Source organism: Bradyrhizobium sp. S3.12.5 (assembly GCF_040548225.1).
Lineage (GTDB): Bacteria > Pseudomonadota > Alphaproteobacteria > Rhizobiales > Xanthobacteraceae > Bradyrhizobium > Bradyrhizobium cytisi.
On sequence record NZ_JBEPRF010000013.1, the window covers coordinates 54,665 to 76,923 of the forward strand.

The 22,259-nt window shown below is 64.9% G+C and carries 14 protein-coding genes; 6 read left to right on the forward strand and 8 right to left on the reverse strand.

Going from position 1 to position 22,259, the window contains the following annotated elements:
• The first annotated feature begins 1 nt into the window (after nucleotide 1).
• Both metH and ABIC09_RS20320 read left to right on the forward strand, forming a co-directional pair.
• Nucleotides 2-3,853 (forward strand): methionine synthase, encoded by a 3,852-nt coding sequence (gene metH, locus ABIC09_RS20315; protein ID WP_354110333.1) that lies wholly within the window; start codon nucleotides 2-4, stop codon nucleotides 3,851-3,853.
• 399 nt (nucleotides 3,854-4,252) lie between these two features.
• Nucleotides 4,253-5,260, forward strand: a complete 1,008-nt coding sequence (locus ABIC09_RS20320; protein ID WP_354110334.1) for a DUF3592 domain-containing protein — start codon at nucleotides 4,253-4,255, stop codon at nucleotides 5,258-5,260.
• Between the two features lie 143 nt (nucleotides 5,261-5,403).
• Here ABIC09_RS20320 and ABIC09_RS20325 read toward each other — a convergent pair whose 3' ends face one another.
• Nucleotides 5,404-6,033, reverse strand: coding sequence for a glutathione S-transferase family protein (locus ABIC09_RS20325; RefSeq protein ID WP_354110335.1), 630 nt, complete (start codon nucleotides 6,031-6,033; stop codon nucleotides 5,404-5,406).
• A gap of 156 nt (nucleotides 6,034-6,189) precedes the next feature.
• Here ABIC09_RS20325 and ABIC09_RS20330 point away from each other — a divergent pair, with 156 nt between their 5' ends.
• A complete protein-coding gene (locus ABIC09_RS20330) occupies nucleotides 6,190-7,128 on the forward strand; it encodes a threonine/serine dehydratase (RefSeq protein ID WP_354110336.1) in 939 nt (312 codons plus the stop codon).
• A 130-nt stretch (nucleotides 7,129-7,258) separates the two neighbouring features.
• On the opposite strand, the gene ABIC09_RS20335 is transcribed toward ABIC09_RS20330, so the two are convergent.
• The 3 genes from ABIC09_RS20335 to glpK all read right to left on the reverse strand — a co-directional run bounded on the left by ABIC09_RS20335 (nucleotide 7,259) and on the right by glpK (nucleotide 12,039).
• Nucleotides 7,259-7,852 carry a GNAT family N-acetyltransferase gene (locus ABIC09_RS20335; protein ID WP_354110337.1) on the reverse strand — a complete coding sequence of 198 codons (594 nt, stop codon included), beginning with the start codon at nucleotides 7,850-7,852 and terminating at the stop codon, nucleotides 7,259-7,261.
• Nucleotides 7,853-8,047: 195 nt separating this feature from the next.
• Entirely contained in the window at nucleotides 8,048-10,495 is a 2,448-nt protein-coding gene (locus ABIC09_RS20340; protein ID WP_354110338.1) for a penicillin acylase family protein, read from the reverse strand.
• Between the two features lie 41 nt (nucleotides 10,496-10,536).
• Entirely contained in the window at nucleotides 10,537-12,039 is a 1,503-nt protein-coding gene (gene glpK, locus ABIC09_RS20345; protein ID WP_354032441.1) for a glycerol kinase GlpK, read from the reverse strand.
• 305 nt (nucleotides 12,040-12,344) lie between these two features.
• Here glpK and ABIC09_RS20350 point away from each other — a divergent pair, with 305 nt between their 5' ends.
• Together ABIC09_RS20350 and ABIC09_RS20355 are read left to right on the forward strand one after the other, a co-directional pair.
• Nucleotides 12,345-13,751: an MBOAT family O-acyltransferase gene (locus ABIC09_RS20350; protein ID WP_354110339.1), complete on the forward strand. Its 1,407-nt coding sequence runs from the start codon at nucleotides 12,345-12,347 to the stop codon at nucleotides 13,749-13,751.
• A gap of 53 nt (nucleotides 13,752-13,804) precedes the next feature.
• Complete coding sequence (locus ABIC09_RS20355; protein ID WP_354110340.1) at nucleotides 13,805-14,635, forward strand: hypothetical protein; 831 nt, start codon at nucleotides 13,805-13,807, stop codon at nucleotides 14,633-14,635.
• A 162-nt stretch (nucleotides 14,636-14,797) separates the two neighbouring features.
• Here the strand turns inward: ABIC09_RS20355 and pimD are convergent, their stop codons facing one another.
• The 4 genes from pimD to ABIC09_RS20375 form a co-directional block, all read right to left on the reverse strand.
• On the reverse strand, nucleotides 14,798-15,940 hold the full coding sequence (gene pimD / locus ABIC09_RS20360) for a pimeloyl-CoA dehydrogenase small subunit (RefSeq protein WP_354110341.1): 1,143 nt from the start codon (nucleotides 15,938-15,940) through the stop codon (nucleotides 14,798-14,800).
• Between the two features lie 133 nt (nucleotides 15,941-16,073).
• Nucleotides 16,074-17,264: a pimeloyl-CoA dehydrogenase large subunit gene (gene pimC / locus ABIC09_RS20365; protein WP_354110342.1), complete on the reverse strand. Its 1,191-nt coding sequence runs from the start codon at nucleotides 17,262-17,264 to the stop codon at nucleotides 16,074-16,076.
• Nucleotides 17,265-17,283: 19 nt separating this feature from the next.
• Nucleotides 17,284-18,957: a dicarboxylate--CoA ligase PimA gene (gene pimA, locus ABIC09_RS20370; protein WP_354110343.1), complete on the reverse strand. Its 1,674-nt coding sequence runs from the start codon at nucleotides 18,955-18,957 to the stop codon at nucleotides 17,284-17,286.
• A 145-nt stretch (nucleotides 18,958-19,102) separates the two neighbouring features.
• Nucleotides 19,103-21,199, reverse strand: coding sequence for a 3-hydroxyacyl-CoA dehydrogenase NAD-binding domain-containing protein (locus ABIC09_RS20375; protein WP_354110344.1), 2,097 nt, complete (start codon nucleotides 21,197-21,199; stop codon nucleotides 19,103-19,105).
• Nucleotides 21,200-21,328: 129 nt separating this feature from the next.
• Here ABIC09_RS20375 and ABIC09_RS20380 point away from each other — a divergent pair, with 129 nt between their 5' ends.
• Nucleotides 21,329-22,195, forward strand: a complete 867-nt coding sequence (locus ABIC09_RS20380; protein ID WP_148755734.1) for an IclR family transcriptional regulator — start codon at nucleotides 21,329-21,331, stop codon at nucleotides 22,193-22,195.
• The last annotated feature ends 64 nt before the right edge of the window (nucleotides 22,196-22,259 follow it).

Here is a 22,259-nt window from a genome sequence, read left to right on the forward strand (position 1 = left end):
CATGACCGTATCCACCTCGCCCAAGCGAACCGCCCTCATCAATGCCGCGCGCGAGCGCATCCTCGTGCTCGACGGCGCCATGGGCACGATGATCCAGAACCTCCAGTTCGACGAGGCCGCATTTCGCGGCGAGCGCTTCAAGGATTTCCATCGCGACCTGCGCGGCAACAACGATCTCTTGATCCTGACCCAGCCGCAGGCGATCGAGGACATCCACGCCGCCTACTTGCGCGCCGGCGCCGACATCGTCGCGACCAACACCTTCTCGACCACCTCGATCGCACAGGCCGATTACGATCTCACCGACATCGTCTACGAGATGGCGCGCGAAGGCGCCCGCCTCGCCGGCAACGCCGCCAAGCGTGTCGCCGCCGAAGACGGCAAGCCGCGCTTCGTCGCGGGTGCCATCGGCCCGACCAACCGCACCGCCTCGATCTCGCCTGACGTCGCCAATCCCGGCTACCGCGCCGTCACCTTCGATGATCTGCGCAAATCCTATGGCGAGCAGATCAGCGGCCTGATCGATGGCGGCGTCGATCTGCTGCTGGTCGAGACCATTTTTGATACGCTGAACGCCAAGGCCGCGCTCTATGCGATCGCCGAGATCACCGAACAGCTCGGGATCGACATGCCGGTGATGGTGTCGGGCACCATCACCGACAAATCCGGCCGCCTGCTCTCGGGCCAGTTGCCGGAAGCATTCTGGAATTCGGTGCGGCACGCCAAGCCCGTCACCATCGGTTTCAACTGCGCGCTCGGCGCCGAAGACCTCCGCGCGCATATCGCCGATATCGGCCGCGTCGCCGATACGCTGGTCTGCGCTTATCCCAATGCCGGCCTGCCCAACGAGTTCGGCCAGTATGACGAGACGCCGGAGTACATGGCCCGCCTGGTCGGCGAGTTCGCTGCGTCCGGCCTCGTCAACATCGTCGGCGGCTGCTGCGGCACCACGCCGGACCATATCGCCGCGATCGCCGCCGCGGTCGCGCCGCACAAGCCGCGCATCGTGCCGGAGATCGAACCGCGCTTGCGGCTCTCCGGCCTCGAGCCCTTCATTCTGACCGACGCGATTCCCTTCGTGAACATCGGCGAGCGCACCAACGTCACCGGCTCGGCGCGCTTCCGCAAGCTCGTCACCGCCGGCGACTACACCGCGGCACTTCAGGTCGCGCGCGACCAGGTCGAGAATGGCGCGCAGATCATCGACGTCAACATGGACGAAGGGCTGCTGGATTCGGAAGCCGCGATGGTGACCTTCCTCAACCTCGTCGCCGCCGAGCCCGACATTGCCCGCGTTCCGGTGATGGTCGACTCCTCGAAATTCTCGGTGATCGAGGCCGGCCTGAAATGCGTGCAGGGCAAGCCGGTCGTAAATTCGATCTCGATGAAGGAAGGCGAGGACAAGTTCATTCACGAAGCCAGGATCGCCCGCCGTCACGGCGCGGCCGTCGTGGTGATGGCGTTCGACGAGGTCGGCCAGGCCGATACGTTCGCGCGCAAGACCGAGATCTGCAAGCGTGCCTACGACATCCTGGTGAACCGCGTCGGCTTCGCGCCGGAAGACATCATCTTCGATCCGAATATTTTTGCGATCGCGACCGGCATCGAGGAGCACAACAATTACGGCGTCGACTTCATCGAGGCGACGCGCTGGATCCGCAAGAACCTGCCCGGCGCGCACATCTCGGGTGGCGTCTCCAATCTGTCGTTCTCGTTCCGCGGCAACGAGCCGGTGCGCGAGGCCATGCACTCGGTGTTCCTGTATCACGCCATCAAGGCCGGCATGGACATGGGCATCGTCAATGCCGGACAGATGATCGTCTATGACGACATCGACCCCGAGCTGCGCCAGACTTGCGAGGACGTCGTCCTCAATCGCGACGCGGGCGCATCGGAGCGCCTGCTGGCGCTGGCGGAGAAGTTCCGCGGCAAGAAGACGGAGAGCAAGGAAGCCGATCTCGCCTGGCGCGAATGGCCGGTGGAGAAGCGGCTGTCGCATTCGCTGGTGCACGGCATCACCGAGTTCATCGAGCAGGACACCGAGGAAGCCCGCAAGGCCTCCAAGCGGCCGCTCGACGTGATCGAGGGCCCGCTGATGGCCGGCATGAACGTGGTCGGCGACCTCTTCGGCGACGGCAAGATGTTCCTGCCGCAAGTCGTGAAGTCGGCGCGCGTGATGAAGCAGGCGGTCGCCTGGCTGATGCCGTTCATGGAGGAGGAGAAGGCGCGCAACCTCGCCAACGGCATCGGCACCGAAGGCTCGAGCTCGGCCGGCAAGATCGTGCTCGCGACCGTGAAGGGCGACGTGCACGACATCGGCAAGAACATCGTCGGCATCGTGCTCCAGTGCAACAATTACGAGGTCATCGACCTCGGCGTGATGGTGCCGGCGGCCAAGATCGTCGAGACGGTGAAGGCGGAGAAGGCCGACATCGTCGGCTTGTCCGGCCTGATCACGCCCTCGCTCGACGAGATGGCGTTCTTCGCCGGCGAACTGCAGCGCGAAGGGTTGAAGCTGCCGCTGCTGATCGGCGGCGCAACCACGAGCCGCGTGCACACGGCCGTGAAGATCGACCCGAGCTATCGCGCCGGTCCCGTCGTCCACGTCAACGACGCCAGCCGCGCGGTTGGCGTTGCGTCCTCGCTGCTCTCGCCTGAGAGGCGCGAGGCCTATGCCGCCGAGGTGCGCGCCGAATACGCAAAGATCTCGGACGCGCATTTCCGCGCGCAGGCCGACAAGAAGCGGCTGAAGCTGGACGTGGCCCGCAAGAACCGCGTGCCGGTCGACTTCGCCGCGAACAAGCCGGTGAAGCCGACCTTCCTCGGCACCAGGAGCTTCGACGACTACGACCTGGCCGAGCTCGTGCCCTATATCGACTGGACGCCGTTCTTCCAGACCTGGGAGCTCGCCGGCCGCTTCCCCGCGATTCTCGACGACGCCAAGGTCGGCGAAGTCGCGCGCTCGCTCTATGACGATGCGCGCAAGATGCTCGACCTCATCGTCAAGGAAAAATGGTTCCGCGCCCGCGCGACCGTTGGCTTCTGGCCGGCGAACGCGCAAGGCGACGACATCGTGCTCTATGCCGATGACAGCCGCACCAGGAGCATCGCGACGCTGCACACGCTGCGCCAGCAGCTCGAGAAGCGCGAGGGCCGCTTCAACGCGGCGCTGTCCGACTTCATCGCGCCCGCGGGCGTGCCCGACTATGTCGGCGGCTTCGTGGTCACCGCCGGCATCGGCGAGGATGCGGTCGCCGACCGCTTCAAGATGGCCAATGACGACTACTCCTCGATCCTGTGCAAGGCGTTGGCGGACCGCCTGGCCGAGGCTTTTGCCGAGCGCATGCATGCCCGCGTGCGCCGCGAGTTCTGGGCCTATGCGCCGGACGAGGCGCTCTCGACCGACGATCTGATCCTGGAAAAATATCAGGGCATCCGCCCCGCGCCCGGCTATCCGGCGCAGCCCGATCACACCGAGAAGGCGACGCTGTTCGAGCTGCTCGACGCGGAAGCCACCGCCGGCGTGAAGCTGACCGAGAGCTTTGCGATGTGGCCGGGCTCGTCCGTGTCCGGGCTCTATTTCGCGAACCCCGAGAGCTATTATTTCGGCGTCGGCAAGATCGAGCGCGACCAGGTCGAGGACTATGCCGCGCGCAAGGGCATGTCGGTCACCGAGACCGAGCGCTGGCTGGCGCCGGTGCTGAACTACATCCCCTCGCGCGAGGACGCCGACAAGGCCTTTGCCGCGACGCCCGCGAATGATGAGATGTCGAAAGACCTCGCCTCGCATCCGCCCGGCTGCACCTGTGCCGTGCATCTGGTCTGGCAGAAGAAGCGTGTGGGGGCTGGGTAGGCCCCGGCACTCAGAAGGCGAAAACAACCCCATGCACAGTAGGGATGGGGCTGAAAGGGCTTGTGAGATTTTCGGTCTTGCCGAAAAACGCTTGCGCCGTCGGGCAAAACACCTGTATCAAGGCAGGATCGCCAATCTCGCTTGCTGAACGGCAGAAGCTCTCCCCCCCGATCTCGTCATTGCGAGCGCAGCGAAGCAATCCAGAATCTTGCCGCGGGGACAGACTGGATTGCTTCGCTGCGCTCGCAATGACGGAGTGCGGGCAAGGAGCGCCGCGCTTCCAACTCACATTTCACACAGCTTCGCATTCTCGCGGCGCGTTTCCCCCACAGCGCCGTGAACGCAACGCGCGCTCGCCGCGACCAATGGCGGTCGCCTTCGGGGAGCCAAGGAAATCGGATGCTGGATGCCCAACACTTGATGTGGACGCAGATTGCCGCCGCCGTCTCAGTGCTGCTGTTTGGACTGATGCTGTTCAGCCTGGTCCGCACGTGGCGGCTGTTGCAGGCCGCGCGGGGCTGGGACAAGGTCGAGGGCATCATCACGGTCTCCCGGGTCGATCAGCCGGCGACGCACGCCTCGGACGATCGGAACGATGCCAGGCCCATCATCCGCTATCGCTATCAGGCCGGCGGCCAGGAGCTGGAAAGCGACAAGATCTTTGTCGGCGGGCCCACCATCACGACAAGGGTGCTCGCCGCAAAGCTGGCGGGACGATATCCGGTCGGGGCGCATGTCGATGTCTACGTCGATCCGAAGCAACCGACCGAAGCCCTACTGGAGCCCGCCGAAGCGCAGAACGTCGCGGCGCTGGTGGCGTTCGCGATCGTGCTCGGCTTCATTGCCGCGACCCTGACCGCGCATTCGCTTGCAGGTCGTGTGCTCTACGCCGACAAGGGCGTTCCGCTGTTCGCGTTCGCGTTGCCGATCATCGTGCTCGTGGGCGGCGTGTTCCTCGTCGCCGAATATGTCAGGACCCGCCGGCTCGCAAGCGCCAGCCTGCGCTGGCCGACCACAGCTGGCAGGATCACCCGTTGCGACGTGATCGAGGAGATCATCGAGGAGAAGACCGATCACGACGACAAACCGACGACCACCAAACTCCGACATCGCTATCAGGTCGCGCTGCGCTACGCCTACAGGGTCGGCAAGCGCGACTTCATCGGCACCGAAGTCGATTGGGGCGGCACCATGATCTCCGGGTTTCGCGAGGTCGCGGAAAAGGCCGCGGCGCGCTATCATCCCGGACAGAGCGTCAAAGTTTATTACGATCCGGACCAGCCGGGACAGGCCGTGCTGGAGCCTGCGAGCCGGGAAGGCGCGCTGGGGCCGCTGATCGGCGCCGCGGTCTGTGCGATCGTCGGCGGCTCCTTTCTGACCATTTTGATCAAGGTGGGATTCGCGTAACGGGCCTTGGTGTCATTCCGGGGCGCGCGGAGCGCGAGCTATGATGCGCAATTGCGCATCTGAGAATCCATTGTGCAGCAAGTGTCGCCGATGAATGGATTCCGGGCTCGCGCCAAGCGGCGCGCCCCGGAACGACAGAGCGCTCACCCCTTCGGCGGCGCCAGCGGCTGCAATATCTCCTGGAACGGCGCCAGCGCCTCGCAGCGATCGGCATGTGCGCTCAACGCCGGATAGCGCGCCGTGTCGAACAGTTGCGGATGCGCCTCGCGGGTGAAGCGTGTGACGCAGGCGACAGCGATGTCGGCATGGCCGATGCGGCCACCCAGCCAGTACGGCGTCGTCACCTTGGCGCGCTCGGCTTCCAGCACGCCGAGCACGTCGCCGATCTGCGCCTGGCAGCGCTCGACCCATAGCGCCAACTGCTCCTTCCGCAGCACCCGTTCGTAGAGCAGGCTGACCGCCTTGTCGCCGAGGCCGGTCGCGAGCGCGCAAATCCGCAAATGCCGGCGCCGCTCGACGCCGCTTCGCGGCAGCATCGCCTTCTCGGGCCCGACGAGCTCGTCGAGAAAGTCCAGGATGATCGTGCTCTCGATCAGCGCCTCGCCGTCATCGAGCACCAGGGTCGGCACGCGGCGCAACGGATTGTACGGCGCTATTCTGTCGGCATCGCCGAAGGTCGACCACGGCTTGTGCTCGAACCCGAGCCCGTAAAGCCGCAGCGCAATTGCGACGCGGCGGACGAAGGGGGAATCATATTGGCCGATCAGGAACATGGTTCTCGCTCTTCTCTGGCGGTAGATGAGGCGGGGCCGATCAGTTTCCACGACAACATCGGAACGACGCAAGCAAAATCCTGGACATGGAGCATTGCGCCTGACGCAACGGCGCTCGCGACAGCGTCGTCCGGATGCGCTATCAAGGACCGCATCATGACAGTGACATCAGACATCACCCGGGAGCGGATCGCGGCGACGGAAGCCGTTATCCGCCCGCACATCCGGCGCACGCCGCTGCTCGCCGCCGACCTCGCCGATTTCGGACTGCCGGCCGCGCCCGTCATTTTCAAGCTCGAGCTGCTGCAGCATTCCGGATCGTTCAAGGCGCGGGGTGCGTTTGCCAATCTGCTGCTGCGGCAGGTGCCGCAAGCCGGTGTCGTCGCCGCATCCGGGGGCAATCATGGCGCCGCCGTCGCCTATGCAGCGCAGCGGCTCAAAATTCCCGCCACGATTTTCGTGCCCGACATCACCTCGCCCGCCAAGGCCGAGCGGATCAGGAATTATGGCGCCGAGCTCGTGATCGCGGGCAATCGCTACGCCGATGCGCTTGCGGCCAGCGAAGCCCATGTCGCGCGGACCGGCGCCATGGCCGTTCATGCCTACGATCAGATCGAAACCCTGCTCGGCCAGGGCAGCGTCGGGCTGGAGCTAGAGCAGGACGCGCCCGGCATCGACACGCTGCTGGTGGCGGTCGGCGGCGGCGGGCTGATCGGCGGCATCGCGGCGTGGACCGCCGGCCGGACCCGCATCGTTGCCGTCGAGCCGGAGCTCTCACCGACCCTTCACGCCGCTTTCGCGGCAGGAGCCCCGGTCGACGCGCCGGCCAGCGGCCTCGCCGCCGACAGCCTCGCGCCACGGCGCGTCGGCGAATTGATGTTCCCGATCGCACGCGCCCATGTCGAGCGCGTCGTCCTCGTCAGCGACGATTCGATCCGGCAGGCCCAGGCCGCGCTGTGGTCGAGCCTGCGCCTTGTCGCCGAGCCCGGCGGCGCGGCGGCGTTTGCAGCGCTGTTGTCTGGCTGCTATCAGCCGTCGGCAGGCGAACGTGTCGCGGTGCTGGTGTGTGGCGCCAACACGAACTTCGACAACTAGTTCAGAGGGGCGGTGTAGCCCACACTCCGTCATTGCGAGCGCAGCGAAGCAATCCAGAATCTTTCCGCGGAGACAAACTGGATTGCTTCGCTGCGCTCGCAATGACGGAAGGAGCCGCGCCCCACACTCGCTACTCGATGATCGGAACGTGCTTCGCCGCATCGCGCGACACCGTGCCGTCGAGCCGCGGATCATCCGCGACCTCGATCTGGCGGCGGAACGGGATGAAGCCGGAGCGCTGATAAAACGCGACTGCCGACGGATGATCGAAGGTGCAGGTGTGCACCCAGACGCGACGCACATCGCCGGACCATGCGCGCTCCAGTGCGCGGTTCATCAGGAAGCGGGCGGCGCCGGTGCCGATCAGGCCTGCTGTGACGCCGAAATAGACCAGCTCGCACTGGCCGGGGTCGCGGAAATCCAATTCGAGCAGGCCTTCATCGCGGCCGCCCACGACCAGTGCGTAGATTTCGATGCCCGGCGCGTGGATGATTGCGGCGAGCTCGGCGTCGGTCATGCGCGCCCGCGAAAACCACAGCCACTCCTCGCCGACGCGGCGATAGAGATCGCGGTACCAATCAAGCGGGGGCGCGTCGACCTTGCGCACGATCCACGCGCCGGGTGGATCGTTCCGGTGCGGAGGGCGGGCGGTCATCTCCAGATGGGTGACGATTGCGGCGATCTTGCCGGCGGGGATATCGGAATAGCCGTCGGGGAGGATCATGGGGGTTTCCTGTGGAGCAATCATGCGACCGTGACGGGACTGCGCTCCCTCTCCCCGTTCTTACGGGGAGAGCGTTGGGGTGAGGGGCCTCTCTCCGCGAGCTCTGTCTGTCGATAGACCTGTACCCCCTCACCCGGAACGCATCTCTCGATGCGTTCCGACCTCTCCCCGCAAGCGGGGAGAGGTGAAGGCCCCTCACCTTGGCGTCAGCGTGATCGCTTCCGCGGTGGCGGCTTCCACCGCCGAGAGGCTGTAGAGCAACGGCACATATTGGCCGGTGGCCCAGAGCGGGGCGAGGTCGCGGTAGTGGCCGCTGAAGGGATCGCCGGACTGGCCGGGCGTGTTGATGGTGCGGCTCGCATCCCAATTGCCGACATCGAGCACCATGCGGAACGAGGCGCCGGCGGTGAGCTGATAGTCCGAGCGGCGATAGGTGGCGGCGCGCGGCACGTTGGCGGCGCCGCCATAGGCGAGCGGGCCGACCGACAATTGCGCCGCGGTCGCCTTGTCGGCGAGCGGCATCAGCGCGTGATCGAACTTTGCGACATGGAGCCGGCCCCAGCGCCAGGTGGAGGGATCAGGACCGAGCTTGCCGGCGACATCGGCCACCGCCGCACCCAGGCTGTCGCGCAAGATCTGGTCGCGCGCAGCTGCGGGATCGACGCCGAACGACGCATCCGGCGATTCCAGCGCGGCGACGAGCGCCGGAATGCTGGAGGCCTCAGGCGCGATCAGGTCGGCCGCCTTGGGCGCCGTGGTTTTCAGCAGCCTGGGGCCGAGATGATTGGCGATCCAGACCTCGAACACGGCGGCCGCGGCACTATCGGCGGAATCGCGCGCGTCCCACGGCTTGAGCAGATCGAGACCCTGCTTCACGTTGACATCATCAGACGACAACGGCTGCAGCAGCTTGACCAGCCGGCGTCCCAGCATGGCGGTGTCGTCGTTCTGCAGATCCATGGCGTCGGCGAGCGTCACCTTGGTGTTGGCCGCGAGCACATCGGTGATGCGCTGCCAGCGCGCGCTGTCGGACCATTCGAAGCCGACCCTGCGCTCGTTGACGGGATAATCGGGCGGCAGGTTCATGTGGTTCGCCGTGGCGAAAAAGCCCTGCTTGGGCTGATACGATTTCGGCAGCTCGTCGAGCGACAAGAATCCCTGCCATTCATAACGGCCATCGCCGGGCACCGGCATGAGGCCGTCGAAGTTGAGGCGGCGCGGCGTCTTGCCGGCGGCGACCCAGCCGATATTGCCCTTGGTGTCGGCATAGACCTGGTTTTCCGACGGCGCGCCCCAGCGCCGCATGGCGCCGAGGAAACCGTTCCAGTCCTTTGCGGTCATGTAGTCCGACGAGCCGAAGTAAGCCGAGGTGCCGGGCTCGAACCAGATCGAGCGCACGGCGAAGGCGCGCTTGTTGGCGTCGTCGACGAAGATCACGGGGCCGTGGCGAGTGAACTTCAGCTCGAGATCGCGATCGGCCTCGCCCTTGACCTGCTGCTTCTCGTGGACGATGCGCATGTCCTCCCAGCCATTGCCGTAGCGATACTGGTTGGGATTTTGCGGATTGAGCTCGTAGACGTAGAGGTCTTCCTGGTCGACGTTGAAGATGGTGAGGCCGAAGGCGATGGTGCCATTGTGGCCGATCGAGATGCCGGGCAGCGCCGGCTCGCCGGCGCCGATCACGGAGATGCCGGGCGCATTGAGCCCGACGATGTAGCGGAGCGAGGGCACGCTGTGCTCGCGATGCGGATCGTTGGCGAGGATCGGACGGCCCGTCGCGGTGCGCGAAGCCGCGATCACCCAGTTGTTGGAGCCGATGGTGTCGCGCTGCTGATCGGCTTGAGTGAGGTATTTGTCGGGATCGTGCGCGAGCGCGGCCTTCTGGTCCTTTGGCGCGGCAAAGGCCACCGGGCGGGTCGCGAGATCGTAGGCCGCGAGCACGGCCTTCGGCACGCTGCAGGGGTCGAGCCCATCGGGGATTTTCGTGGTCCAGGCCGGTTCGAGCTTGACGCGAAACCGATCGGCATCGAGGCCGGCGGCGCACGCGACCAGCGAGCGCTTCACTTCGGAGGCGACGTTGCGGGTCAGGCCGTGGCTGCGGATGCGGACGACGTCATCGGCGACCCAAAGATCCGGCATGGTGCCGGCGATCCTGAACTCGATCGGCAGCGGACGTTTTCCCGCGCGCACGTCGGCGACATAGGCGTTGACGCCGGCAACGAAGGCGTCCGCATAGGTCTTTGCCTTGGGGCCGTAGGCCGCCCACTCCGCATTCATGTCGCCGCGATAGAGAAACAGCCGCAGCGCCTTGTCCTGCTCGGCATTGACCTGGCCGAAATCCCTGGCGAGCAGGCCGAGCCCGCGCTTGCGCCAAAGATCGATCTGCCAGAGCCGGTCGCGCGCGGCGTTGAAACCTTGCAGGAAGAACAAATCGTGCTCGTTGCCGGCGTAGATGTGCGGAATGCCCCAGACGTCGACCAGGATCCGGGCGGGGGCGTTGAGACCGACGACATCAGCCTTGACCTGGCGCGCGCTGCCGAGCGGGTTCGGTTTTTCGCGCGCGATGGCGGTCGAAGTGAGCAGCGCAGCGAAGATCGCCGCAGCGCAGAGCTTTTGGATGACCCGGTTGAAATCCGTGTTCATTGTCTTCTCCCGTTGTTGTTGATTGGGGCGCAACGCGCCCGCTATTCCCCCTCGTCGCTCGCCAGCACGCCCTTCACCGCGCGGGCCCAGCCGGCGAGCTTTCGATCGCGCGTGGCCTGGCTCATGTTCGGCTTGAAGCGGTGCTCGAGGCGCCAATTGTCGGCGAATTTCGTCGGCTCGGGATAGACGCCGGCCTGGAGACCGGCGAGATAGGCCGCACCGAGCGCGGTGGTCTCCTGGATCACGGGGCGATCGACCGGCGCGTCGAGGAGATCGGCGAGACGCTGCATGGTCCAGTCCGACGCGGTCATGCCGCCATCGACGCGCAGCACGACGCTCGCGATTTCCGAGCTCGGCCAGTCCGCGCGCATCGCGGCCCAGAGATCGAAGGTCTGGTAGCAGACGCTTTCGAGTGCGGCGTGGGCAAGCTCGGCCGGGCCGGTGTTGCGGGTGAGGCCGAACAGGGCGCCGCGGACGCGCGGATTCCAGTAGGGCGCGCCCATGCCGACGAAGGCCGGGACCAGATAGACGCTCTGCATGGAGTCGGATTGATCGGCGAGCGGTCCGGTTTCGGCGGCGTGCTTGATGATGCCGAGGCCATCGCGCAGCCACTGCACCGCCGAGCCTGCAACGAAGATCGAGCCTTCGAGCGCGTAGGTGCGCTTGCCGCCGAGCTGGTAGGCGATGGTGGTGAGCAGCTTGTTCTTCGAGACGACAGGCGTGGTGCCGGTGTTGAGCAGGGCAAAACAACCGGTGCCGTAGGTCGACTTCATCATTCCCGGACGAAAGCAGGCTTGCCCGATGGTCGCGGCCTGCTGGTCGCCGGCGATGCCGGAGATCGCGATCGCGCCGCCGAACAGGTCCGGCGTGCTCTCGCCGAAATGGGCGGAGGAATCCTTCACCTCGGGCAGCATCGAGCGTGGCACGCCGATGATCTCGAGCAGCTCGTCGTCCCACTGTCCGGTGTGGATGTTGAACAGCAGCGTGCGCGAGGCATTGGTGGCATCGGTGGCGTGGACCTTGCCGCCGGTGAGGCGCCACAGCAGGTAGCAATCGACGGTGCCGAACATCAGCTCGCCGCGGGCGGCGCGCGCCCGTGCGCCGGGGACGTGGTCCAGGATCCAGGCGACCTTGGTGCCGGAGAAATAGGGATCGATGATCAGGCCGGTCTTTTGCGAGATCAGCGGCTCGCGGCCTTCGTGCTTGAGCTTCGCGCAGATGTCGGCGGTGCGGCGGTCCTGCCAGACGATGGCGCGGTGCACGGCTTGTCCCGTGGCGCGGTCCCACACCACGGTGGTCTCGCGCTGGTTGGTGATGCCGATCGCGGCGATGTCCTTCGCCGTGATGCCCGCCTTCTCGATTGCGTCGCGGCAGACCGTCACGGTCGAGGTCCAGATGTCCTCCGGCTCGTGCTCGACCCAGCCCGAAGCCGGAAAATGCTGCGGAAACTCGGCTTGCGCACGCGCAGCAATCGAGATGTCGCTGCGAAACACGATCGCACGCGAGGAGGTTGTGCCCTGGTCGATGGCGAGGACGAAAGACATGGAAGCTTACCCTGGCGTTCTCTTGGCGTAGTCTTGGCGTTCCCCTGAGGGGGATCATTGTGTCGCGCCAAAAGGAGCGGATTAGGGCAGGAAGGTCAAGGCCGCCGCATGTGGCGCTTGAGGACTGTGAACCTGCTTGGCCTCGTGGTTCGAGACGCGCCGTAAGGCGGCGCTCCTCACCATGAGGGTCTTAGAGCGTAGGGTTTGGATCAAGGTTTTGAAACGAGACCTCATCCTGAGGAGCCCCGCCAAAGCGGGCGTCTCGAAGGATGGGCCGCGAGCAAGCCGCTGGCCCGGAGACTAGGATGGCGGGAGCGAAGATGCTACATGCCGGACCGGCAATCCGGGGCGGCATGACATTCACTTCGTATCAGTTCGGCATCTTCGTTGCGGTGGTGTTCGGCGCCTATTATTTGCCGCCGTTGCGCCGCTTCCAGGTTCAGCTGCTGGTGCTCGCAAGCCTGGTGTTCTATGGCTCCGGCCAGCCGGAACTGCTGCCGCTATTGCTGCTTGCCGTGCTCGGAACCTATCTCTGCCTGGTGCTGGCGTTCGACAACCGCGCGCTCTGGATGCCGGCCGGCATCGTGTTCAATCTCGCGCTGCTGGCATTCTTCAAATACAAGCTGCTGTTCATCGACTTAGCCGCGGTTCACCCGACCGGCGTCGCACCACTGGATGTGCTGCTGCGGTTGCCGCTGCCGATCGGCATCTCGTTTTTCGTGTTCCACAATATCAGCCTGCTGGTCGACCTGACGCGCGAGAAGCAGCCGCCACGCTTGCGGGAGGTGTTCCTCTACATCATCTTCTTCCCGCAGCTCGTGTCCGGGCCGATCACCCGCGCGGGCCAGTTCATGCCGCAGATTGCGCCCAAGCAACTCGGCGACGTCGACTTCGTGGCGGCGGCCAAATGGATCCTGACCGGCTTCTTCTTCAAGCTCTACGTCGCGAACAATCTCAACGAGATGACGTCCTACATGGACTATCCGCTCTACGAGACCGTGTCGACGCCGGACCGCTGGCTGCTCGTGTTCCTGTACAGCTACCAGATCTATGCCGATTTCTTCGGCTACTCGGCGATCGCGCTCGGCCTGGCGCTGCTGTTCGGCTATCGCCTGCCCGTCAACTTTGACCTGCCCTACATCTCGGTCTCGTTCTCCGAGTTCTGGACCCGCTGGCACATCTCGCTGTCGACCTGGCTCAGGACCTATCTCTACATCCCGCTCGGCGGCAACAGGAAGGGGCCGGCCCGGACCTGCCTCAATCTGATGATCGTGATGACGCTCGGCGGGCTATGGCATGGCGCGAGCCTGAGCTACGCGCTGTGGGGCATGCTGCACGGCCTGCTGCTGGTCGTCGAGCGGCCGTTCCTGAGATTTCTCGGCGAAGCCGGGCCTGTGGTGCGGGTCGCCCGCATGGGCGTGGTGTTTTTCTCCGTGACGATGCTCTGGATCTTCTTCAAGCTGCCGAACTTCGATCACGCGCTCGGCTATCTCGCAGGGATGTTCGCGCCGACTGACAATCCCAATCCGACAAAGCTGTTCCGCAACATGGCGCTGCTCTACGCCTTCCCCGTCCTGATCCAGCACCTTGGCATCGGTGCGCTCCTGGAGGGCAAGCTGCGGCGATGGGAGCCGTACCTCTATGGCGCGCTGGCGGCGATGGCCTGGCTCGAGGCCGGGCCGGACGCCGCCTTCATCTATTTCCAGTTCTGACCATGCCGCAGTCACCGAGACTTTCATGGCTGATCAAATGCGCGGGCGTCGCGGTGGCGCTGCTGCTCGCCTGCAGCCTTGCCACCGCGCGTTTCGGCATCGGCCTGCAGCAGCCGACCGCCACCACCCGCGACGGCACCATCATCACGCTCAACCGCTATGTCGGGGAGCCCGTACCTGACCTCGTGCTGGTCGGCAGCTCGGTCGCCTGGCGTCTGAAGGAGGAATATTTCACACGCCCGCGCGTCCGCAATCTCGCGCTCGCCGGCGGCTCGCCGGTGACCAGCCTGGACATCGTCGCGAAGCGGAAAAGCCTGCCGAAGATCGTCCTGATCGAGACCAACGTTCTCACGCGCCTGCCCGACGACGCGCTGATCGCCAAATTTTCCGGCGGCGCGCGCACCGAGACGCTATTCCTGCGCCCGGTGCGAACGGCGGTTGCGGCCTATGAAACGTGGAATCACACGCCGCCGAATCCTGCAGACGCGCGCGCCGAGCGGGATCGCCTGCTCAAGGAGCCGCCGAGCACATTCGACAACAGGGTCTATCTCGACCGTGCCGTGCAACAGATGAATGACGACGACCCCACCGCTCAGGCGCACGCGAACGTGGCGCGCATCAGACAGCTCATCGACGACATCGAGCGGCGGGGATCACGCGCGTTCCTGATCGAGATCCCCTTCGCGGCGGAGATCGAGGATTCGCGCATGGTCAGGATGAGCAAGGCGATCGTCCACGCGGCCTTCCCGGATCGCGAGCGTTGGCTGCCGATCGATCCGCCGTCGGGCGAACTGCGCTGGGCCGACGGTGTGCACCTGGACGAGCGATCGGCCCTGCTCGTCGTGCGCGCGATCGAAGGTGCCCTGGCCGAGCGCGACCGGTAGCGGCCGTTGTTGCTCCGCTGATTCCGCTTGTTCGGTGTCATCGCCCGGCTTGACCGGGCGATCCAGTACTCCGCGGCGGATGTTGCGTGAACGAACTGCTGCCGCAGCGTACTGGGCCCCGGTCAAGCCGGGGCATGACAGTCTTCGTGTGGTTTAGATCACTCAGACCAACCCGCCCGCATCCGCGACGCGGCGCTGGTGGTAGTCGGTGTCGCCAAAGGTGTTCTCGATCATGGTCAGGCGCTTGAAGTAGTGGCCGATCTTCGCCTCCATGGTCATGCCGATGCCACCGTGGAGCTGGATCGCCTGCTGGCCGACGAATTTCAGCGACTTGCCGATCTGCACCTTAGCGGCGGCGATGGCGGTGGAACGCTCTTTGGCGTCCTCGAAATCAGCCGCCATGGTCGCGAACATCGACATCGAGCGCGCCTGCTCGGCCGCGACGAACATGTCGGAGGCGCGGTGCTGCAGCGACTGGAACGAGCCGATCGCGACGCCGAACTGTTTTCGCGTCTTGATGTACTCGACGGTGGTCTTCAGCGACTCGTCCATCAGGCCGACTGCTTCCGCACAAAGTGCGACACGAGCCTCGTCCACCACGCGCTCGATGAGCGCGAGCGAGTCGTCGGGGTTGCCGAGCACGGTGTCTGCGCCGACCTCCACACCGGTGAATGTGATGTCGGCGGCGTGCAGGCCGTCCTGCGTGGGGTAAGACTTCTTGGTCACGCCCTTGGCACTCGCCGGCACCAGGAACACGCCGATGCCGGTCGTATCGCGGCGGTTGCCCTTGGTGCGCGCGGTGACGATCAGGGTGTCGGCGTTCTCGCCGTTGAGCACGACGAACTTCTCGCCGTCGATGACGTAAGCCTCGCCTTTCTTCTTCGCCGTCGTGGCGACGTCGAACAGATCGTAGCGCGAGTTCTTCTCGAGCTGGGCGAACGCCAGCGTCTTGCTTCCGTCGACGATCCCGGGCACATGCGCGGCCTTCTGCGCATCGGTGCCGGCATGGCGCAGGAAGCCGCCGCCGATCACGACGGTCGCCAGATACGGCTCGAGCACCAGCGCCTTGCCGAGCGCTTCCATCACGATCATGGTCTCGACGCCGCCGCCGCCGAAGCCGCCATCGGCCTCCGCGAAGGGCAACCCAAGCAGACCCTGCTCGGCGAGCTTGCCCCAGACGGCTTTGCTCCAGCCGCCCTTCTCCTTCATGTACTTCTTGCGGCTCTCGAAATCGTAGGAATCGGTCAGCAGGCCGTCGATGCTGTCCTTCAGGAGCCGCTGCTCCTCGGTCAAATCAAAATCCATGTTCTTTGCTCTCCCGGTATCGATTTCGTCATGCCCGGCCTTGTGCCGGGCATCCACGTTCTTTCGTGCCGCTAGGCGTGGATGGCCGGGTCAAGCCCGGCCATGACGGTGAGTGCGTGGTGATAGTGCGCGATCACAGCCCCAGCACCGCCTTGGCGATGATGTTGCGCTGAATCTCGTTGGAGCCGCCGTAGATCGAGACCTTGCGGTTGTTGAAGTAGCTCGGCGCGATCTGGGCGGTCCAGTCCATGGCTTCGTTGGAGCCGTCGTCGCCGTGCACATCGTAGGGTGCGGCGAACGGGCCGATCACTTCCATCAGCAGCTCGGTGGTGGTCTGCTGGATCTCGGAGCCCTTGATCTTCAGCACCGACGACGCCGGATTGGGCTTGCCCTTGCCGTGCTTGCCTTCGTCGGCGACGACGCGGAGCTGGGTCAGCTCGAGCGCCTTCAGCTCGATCTCGCAGGCCGCCAGCTTCTCGCGGAACGCGGCGTCCTGGATGATCGGCTTGCCGCCGGATTCGACCTTGCCGGCGAGATCGCGGATGCGGCGCAGCCGCTCCTTGGAGACGCCGACCCGCGCAATGCCGATGCGTTCATTGCCGAGCAAGAATTTGGCGTAATCCCAGCCCTTGTTCTCTTCGCCGATCAGGTTCTCGTAGGGAACCTCGACGTCATCGAAGAACACTTCGTTGACCTCGACGCCGCCGTCGATGGTCTGGATCGGGCGCACGGTGACGCCTTTCGACTTCATCGGGAACACGATGAAGGAGATGCCCATCTGCTTCTTCGCATTGTTGTCGGTACGGCAGAGGCAGAAGATCATGTCGGCGTGCTGGGCGAGCGTCGTCCAGGTCTTCTGGCCGTTGATGATCCACTTGTCGCCCTTGCGCTCGGCTTTGGTCTTCAGCGAGGCAAGATCAGAACCGGAGCCGGGCTCGGAGAAACCCTGGCACCACCAATCGTCGACATTGGCAATGCGCGGCAAATACTTCTTCTTCTGCTCTTCGTTGCCGAAGGTGTAGATCACGGGGCCGACCATGCTGACGCCGAAGGCGAGCGGCTGCGGCGCCGGATAGGACTGCAGCTCCTCGTTGAAGATGTAGTGCTGCACGCTTGTCCAGCCGGTGCCGCCATACTGCGTCGGCCAGTGGCTGGTGCCCCAACCTTTCTTGTTGAGGATGCGCCACCACGTCACCATCTCGTCCTTCGAGAGGTGGCGGCCCTCGACCAGCTTGCGCCGCGTATCCGGCGGCACGTTGTCGCGGAAGAATGAACGCACTTCCTCGCGAAACGCCTGCTCTTCCTTCGTGAATGCGAGATCCATCGGACCCTCCTGTGAAGCGTTATTCCTGGTTTATATCGTGCTTTTGACTTGATTTCTGCCGCTGGCGCAATTCGTGGCGCGACAGCTTTCCGACCGGCGTGCGCGGCAGATCGTCGACGAACTCGACCTCCGCCGGCAATTCGTGCTTGCCGACCTTGCCGGCGAGCTGCGCGCGCAGCTCGTCGAGCGAGAACGGTTTTGCGTCCGGCTTGAGCTTGATGAAGGCCTTTGCGGCTTCACCGCGATACGGATCGGGAATGCCGAGCACGATCACCTCGTGCACGCCCGATACGGTGTAGATCGCCTGCTCGATCATCTGCGGATAGACGTTGAAGCCGCCAGAGATGATCATGTCCTTCTTGCGGTCGACCAGGAAGAAATAGCCGTCGGTGTCGACATAGCCGATGTCGCCGGTGAGGAAGCGGCCGTCGGAGAAATACTCCGCGGAGTCGTGCTGCTTGTTCCAATAGCCCTTGGTGACGTTCGGGCCCTTGATGCGGATCTCGCCGACTTCGTCCGGTGGCAGCACTTTCGTGGGCTCTTCCAGCGAGACGACGTCGAGCTCGATGCCGGGCAGCATCAATCCGATCGATCCGGGCTTGTCGGGACCGACAGGCGGGTGGCCGGTGCCGGGCGAGCAGGTCTCGGTCATGCCCCAGCCGCTCTTGAGCTTCTTGCCGACCTTGCGCTCAAAGAAGCTCGCGACCTCGACCGGCAGCGGCGCGCCGCCGGAGCCGATCGCGGCGAGCGAGGAGAAGTCGCGCTTGTCGAGATCGGGAAGTGCCGCGATCGCGATCCACATCGTCGGCACGCCCGGGAAATAGGTCGCGCGCTTGACCTCGATGTCGCGCATCACGGCTTCGACATCGAAACGCTGGTGCAGCGAGATCAGATTGCCGCGGCTGAGCGAGGACAGCAGCACGACGGTGAGCGCATAGATGTGGAACAGCGGCAGCACACAGATCACGCGCTCGACGACGTCGCCGCGCGCCGCGCGTGCCGGCTTGCCCCAGACGTCGTAGATCGACACCGCGGAGGAGAGATTGCCGTGCGTGAGCATGGCGCCCTTGGGCAGGCCGGTGGTGCCGCCGGTATATTGCAGCAGCGCGACGTCATCGACCGCCACAGTCGGCCATTGCGCCGGCAGCGGCGCGGCTTCGACGAAGGCCTTGAAGGTGACGATGCGGGGATCATCCGGGACCGGCGCCTGCGGCGTGCCGACCTTGCCCCAGCTATCGTCCTCGCAGACGACTAGGCGATCGATCAGCCCCTTCTCGAGAAATTTCAACGCGGTCGGAAACAACGCCTGCAGATTCGACGTGACCAGCAGGCGCGAGCCGGAGTCCGAGACCTTGTGCGTCAGCGCGATCTCGCCGTCGAGCGGCGACAGATGCGCGACCCGGGCGCCTGCCTTCAGCGCACCGAAGAAATTGACGGGATGATCCGGCGTATTGCCGAGGAATAGCGCAACAGAGCTGCTCTTGCCGCAGCCGGCACGCAGGAACGCAGCCGCCGCGCGCTCGGCCATGGCGGCAAGCTCGGTATAAGTGATCGGACGATCGCGAAACTCCAGCGCGGTGCGAGGGCCGTAACTTGCCGCGGCCGTCGAGAGCAGGTCGGGCAGCGTGCCCTGGACGATGGTGTCGTCCCAATGCACGCCCTCGGGGTAAAACTGTTCGCCGGGATGGGTCATTTTCTACATCACAATCAGTCGTCATTCCGGGGCGCGACAAAGTCGCGAGCCCGGAATCCATCAGGCCACGAAATCAGGGGTGAAATGGATTCCGGGTCTGGCCCTTTGGGCCATCCCGGAATGACGAGCGGGGAGGTAGCCTCCATCACGCCGCCTTCGACGCCGCCGCGAGCGAGGCGAACGTTTTGCCCTCCGCCGCGAGCTTCTTCAGCAGCGGCGCGGGCTCGAGGCTCAGGTCGTTGGTCTCCTTGGCGTAGAAGGCGAGACGGTCGGCGATGTGCTTGAGGCCGACGCTGTCGGCCCAGAACATCGGGCCGCCGCGATAGATCGGCCAGCCATAGCCGTAGAGCCAGACCACGTCGATGTCGGAGGGACGCGCCGCAATGCCCTCTTCGAGGATCTTCGCGCCCTCGTTGATCATCGGATACATCATGCGCTCGAGGATCTCGTCGTCGCTGACGATGCGCTTCTTGCGGCCGAGACGCAGCAGAGTCTCGTCGATCAGCTTCTCGACCTCCGGATCGGACAGCGGCGCGCGGGAGCCGGCTTCATACTTGTAATAGCCCTTGCCGGTCTTCTGGCCGAAGCGGCCGGCCTCACACAGCGCGTCCGCGATCTCCGACTTGATGCCGCGGTCCTTGCGCGAACGCCAGCCGATATCGAGGCCGGCGAGATCGCCCATCGCGAACGGGCCCATCGGCATGCCGAATTTGGTCACCACGGCGTCCACTTGCTGCGGCAGCGCACCTTCGAACAACAGCTTCTCGGACTGCTTGCCGCGCTGGGCCAGCATGCGGTTGCCGACAAAGCCGTCGCAGACGCCGACCACGGCCGGCACTTTTGCAATTTTGCGGGCGATCGTGACTGCAGTCACGAGGGCATCCGGCGCGGTCTTGTCGGCGCGCACGATCTCGCACAGCTTCATGACATTGGCCGGCGAGAAGAAGTGCATGCCGAGCACGTCCTGCGGACGCTTGGTCGCCTTCGCGATCTCGTCGATGTTCAGGTACGAGGTGTTGGAGGCAAGCACAGCGCCTTGCTTGACGTATTGGTCGAGCTTGCCGAACACTTCCTGCTTCACCGCCATGGTCTCGAACACGGCTTCGATGACGAGGTCGGCATCGCCGACATTCTCGATGCCGACGACGCCGTTGATCAGCGCCATGCGCTTAGCCGGCGCATCCGCCGGGATGCCGCCGCGTGCGGCGGTCGCTTCCCAGTTCTTCTGCATGATGCCCATGCCGCGCTTGAGCTGCTCCTCGCCGGTCTCGATCAGCGTGACGGGGATGCCGGCATTGGCAAAGGACATCGCGATGCCGCCGCCCATGGTGCCGGCACCGAGAATGGCGACGCGGTTAACGGGGCGCGACGTGGTGCCTTCAGGGACGCCCGCGATCTTGCTGGCTTCACGCTCGGCGAAGAAGGCGTAGCGCTGCGCCTTGGACTGGTCGCTGGCGACGAGCTTGAGGAAGCCCTCGCGCTCCTTCTTGAGACCTTCGTCGAACGGCAGGTCGATGGCGTAGCCGACGGCGTCGGCCGCCGCGAACGGCGCTTCCAGGCCGCGCGACTTCTTGGTCATGGCGGCAACCGCATTGGTGAAGATCGAGCGGTCGGCCTTGGCCGCCGCAATCTTGGAATCGTCGTCGCGCAGGCGGCGTAGCGGACGCTTCTCGGCCAGCAGCTTGCGGACGAAGGCCTCGCCGCCGGACGCCGGACCTTCGACGATCTCCTCGATCAGGCCATTCTTCAGCGCTTCCGCCGCACCGATCGGATCGCCGCCGACGATCATCTTGACGGCGAGTTCCGGCCCGACCGCGCGCGGCAGGCGCTGGGTGCCGCCGGCACCGGGCAGCAGGCCGAGCTTCACCTCGGGCAGGCCGAGCTTTGCCTCTTTGACAGCCACGCGGAAATGACAGGCCAACGCGACCTCGAGGCCGCCGCCGAGCGCGGTGCCGTGGATCGCGGCGACGATCGGCTTCGGCGAATTCTCCATCTCGGCCAGCACTTCGTTGAGGCCTGGCGGCTTCGGCGGCTTGCCGAATTCGGTGATGTCGGCGCCGGCAATGAAGGTGCGGCCGGCGCAGGTCAGCACGATGCCCTTGATCGCGGGATCGGCAATGGCGGCCTTGATGCACTCCAGGATACCACCGCGGACTGCGGCACTCAGCGCATTGACCGGAGGGCTGTTGACCGTGACGATCCCGACTTCGTCATGACGCTCTAACTTGACCACTTCGCTCACGGTTTCCCTCCTTGGTGGGGATTTACTTTTATTCGATTTCGCAGTGCGGAATTTAATTCCGCATCTTGACGGCAGGGTTATTTTGAAGCACGTGGCTTGTCAACGACTCCGCGCAAGAGCAGATCCGGGATGAAGCGTACAGCAAAGAAGACCGCGACCGATCGGAATTTCGTCGTCGCGCTTTCCCGCGGACTGGATGTATTGCGCGCATTCCAACCCAATGACGGCCTGCTCGGCAACCAGGAGATCGCGGCGCGGACCAATCTGCCCAAGCCGACCGTATCACGCCTGACCTATACGTTGACGAAGCTCGGTTATCTTGCGCCGGTTCCCCGCTTCGAGAAGTACCAGCTCACACCGGCGGCGATGTCGCTTGGTTATGCGGCGCTCGCCAATCTCGGCGTTCGGCATTTGTCCGAACCGTTTCGCGAAGAAATGATGCGCGCGACCGGCGGCGCCGTCGCCGTCGGCGGCCGCGACCGTCACAGCATGATCTATTTCGGGCAGAGCCGTGGCAGCGAGACGGTCGGCGTTCAACTCGACGTCGGCTCCCGCGTGCCGATTGCAACCAGTGCGATGGGCCGCGCCTACTTCTGGGCACTCGACGAAGAAGGCCGCGCTGAAGTCTCCCGCATTCTGCGCGAACATTACGGCAGCCGCTGGCCCAAGATGCGCGACGGACTGGAGCGTTCAGGCGAGACGGTTGCGAAATACGGCTTCGCGATGTCCGTCGGCGACTGGCACGACGATATCGGCGCCGCCGGCGTCGCGCTCAAGCTCAACGACGGAACCGGTCCCTACGCATTCAATTGCGGTGCGCCCGCATTCCGCTTCACGGAAGAGCGTTTGATCAACGACATTGGACCGCGACTGCTGGCGATGGTAAGGAACATCGAAGCGGCACTTGGGGGTCTGATGCCGCAATCCAAAAAAGAAGTCAGCAAAAAGCTGAAATCAGGAGGAAAAGTTGCGCGTGTGGCCGAGGGATTCAGATAGCCTTTGTCATCATCGGGAGCGGTTCGCATCGCCCCTTCGCCCGCGGAATAGCGTGGGCGAGACG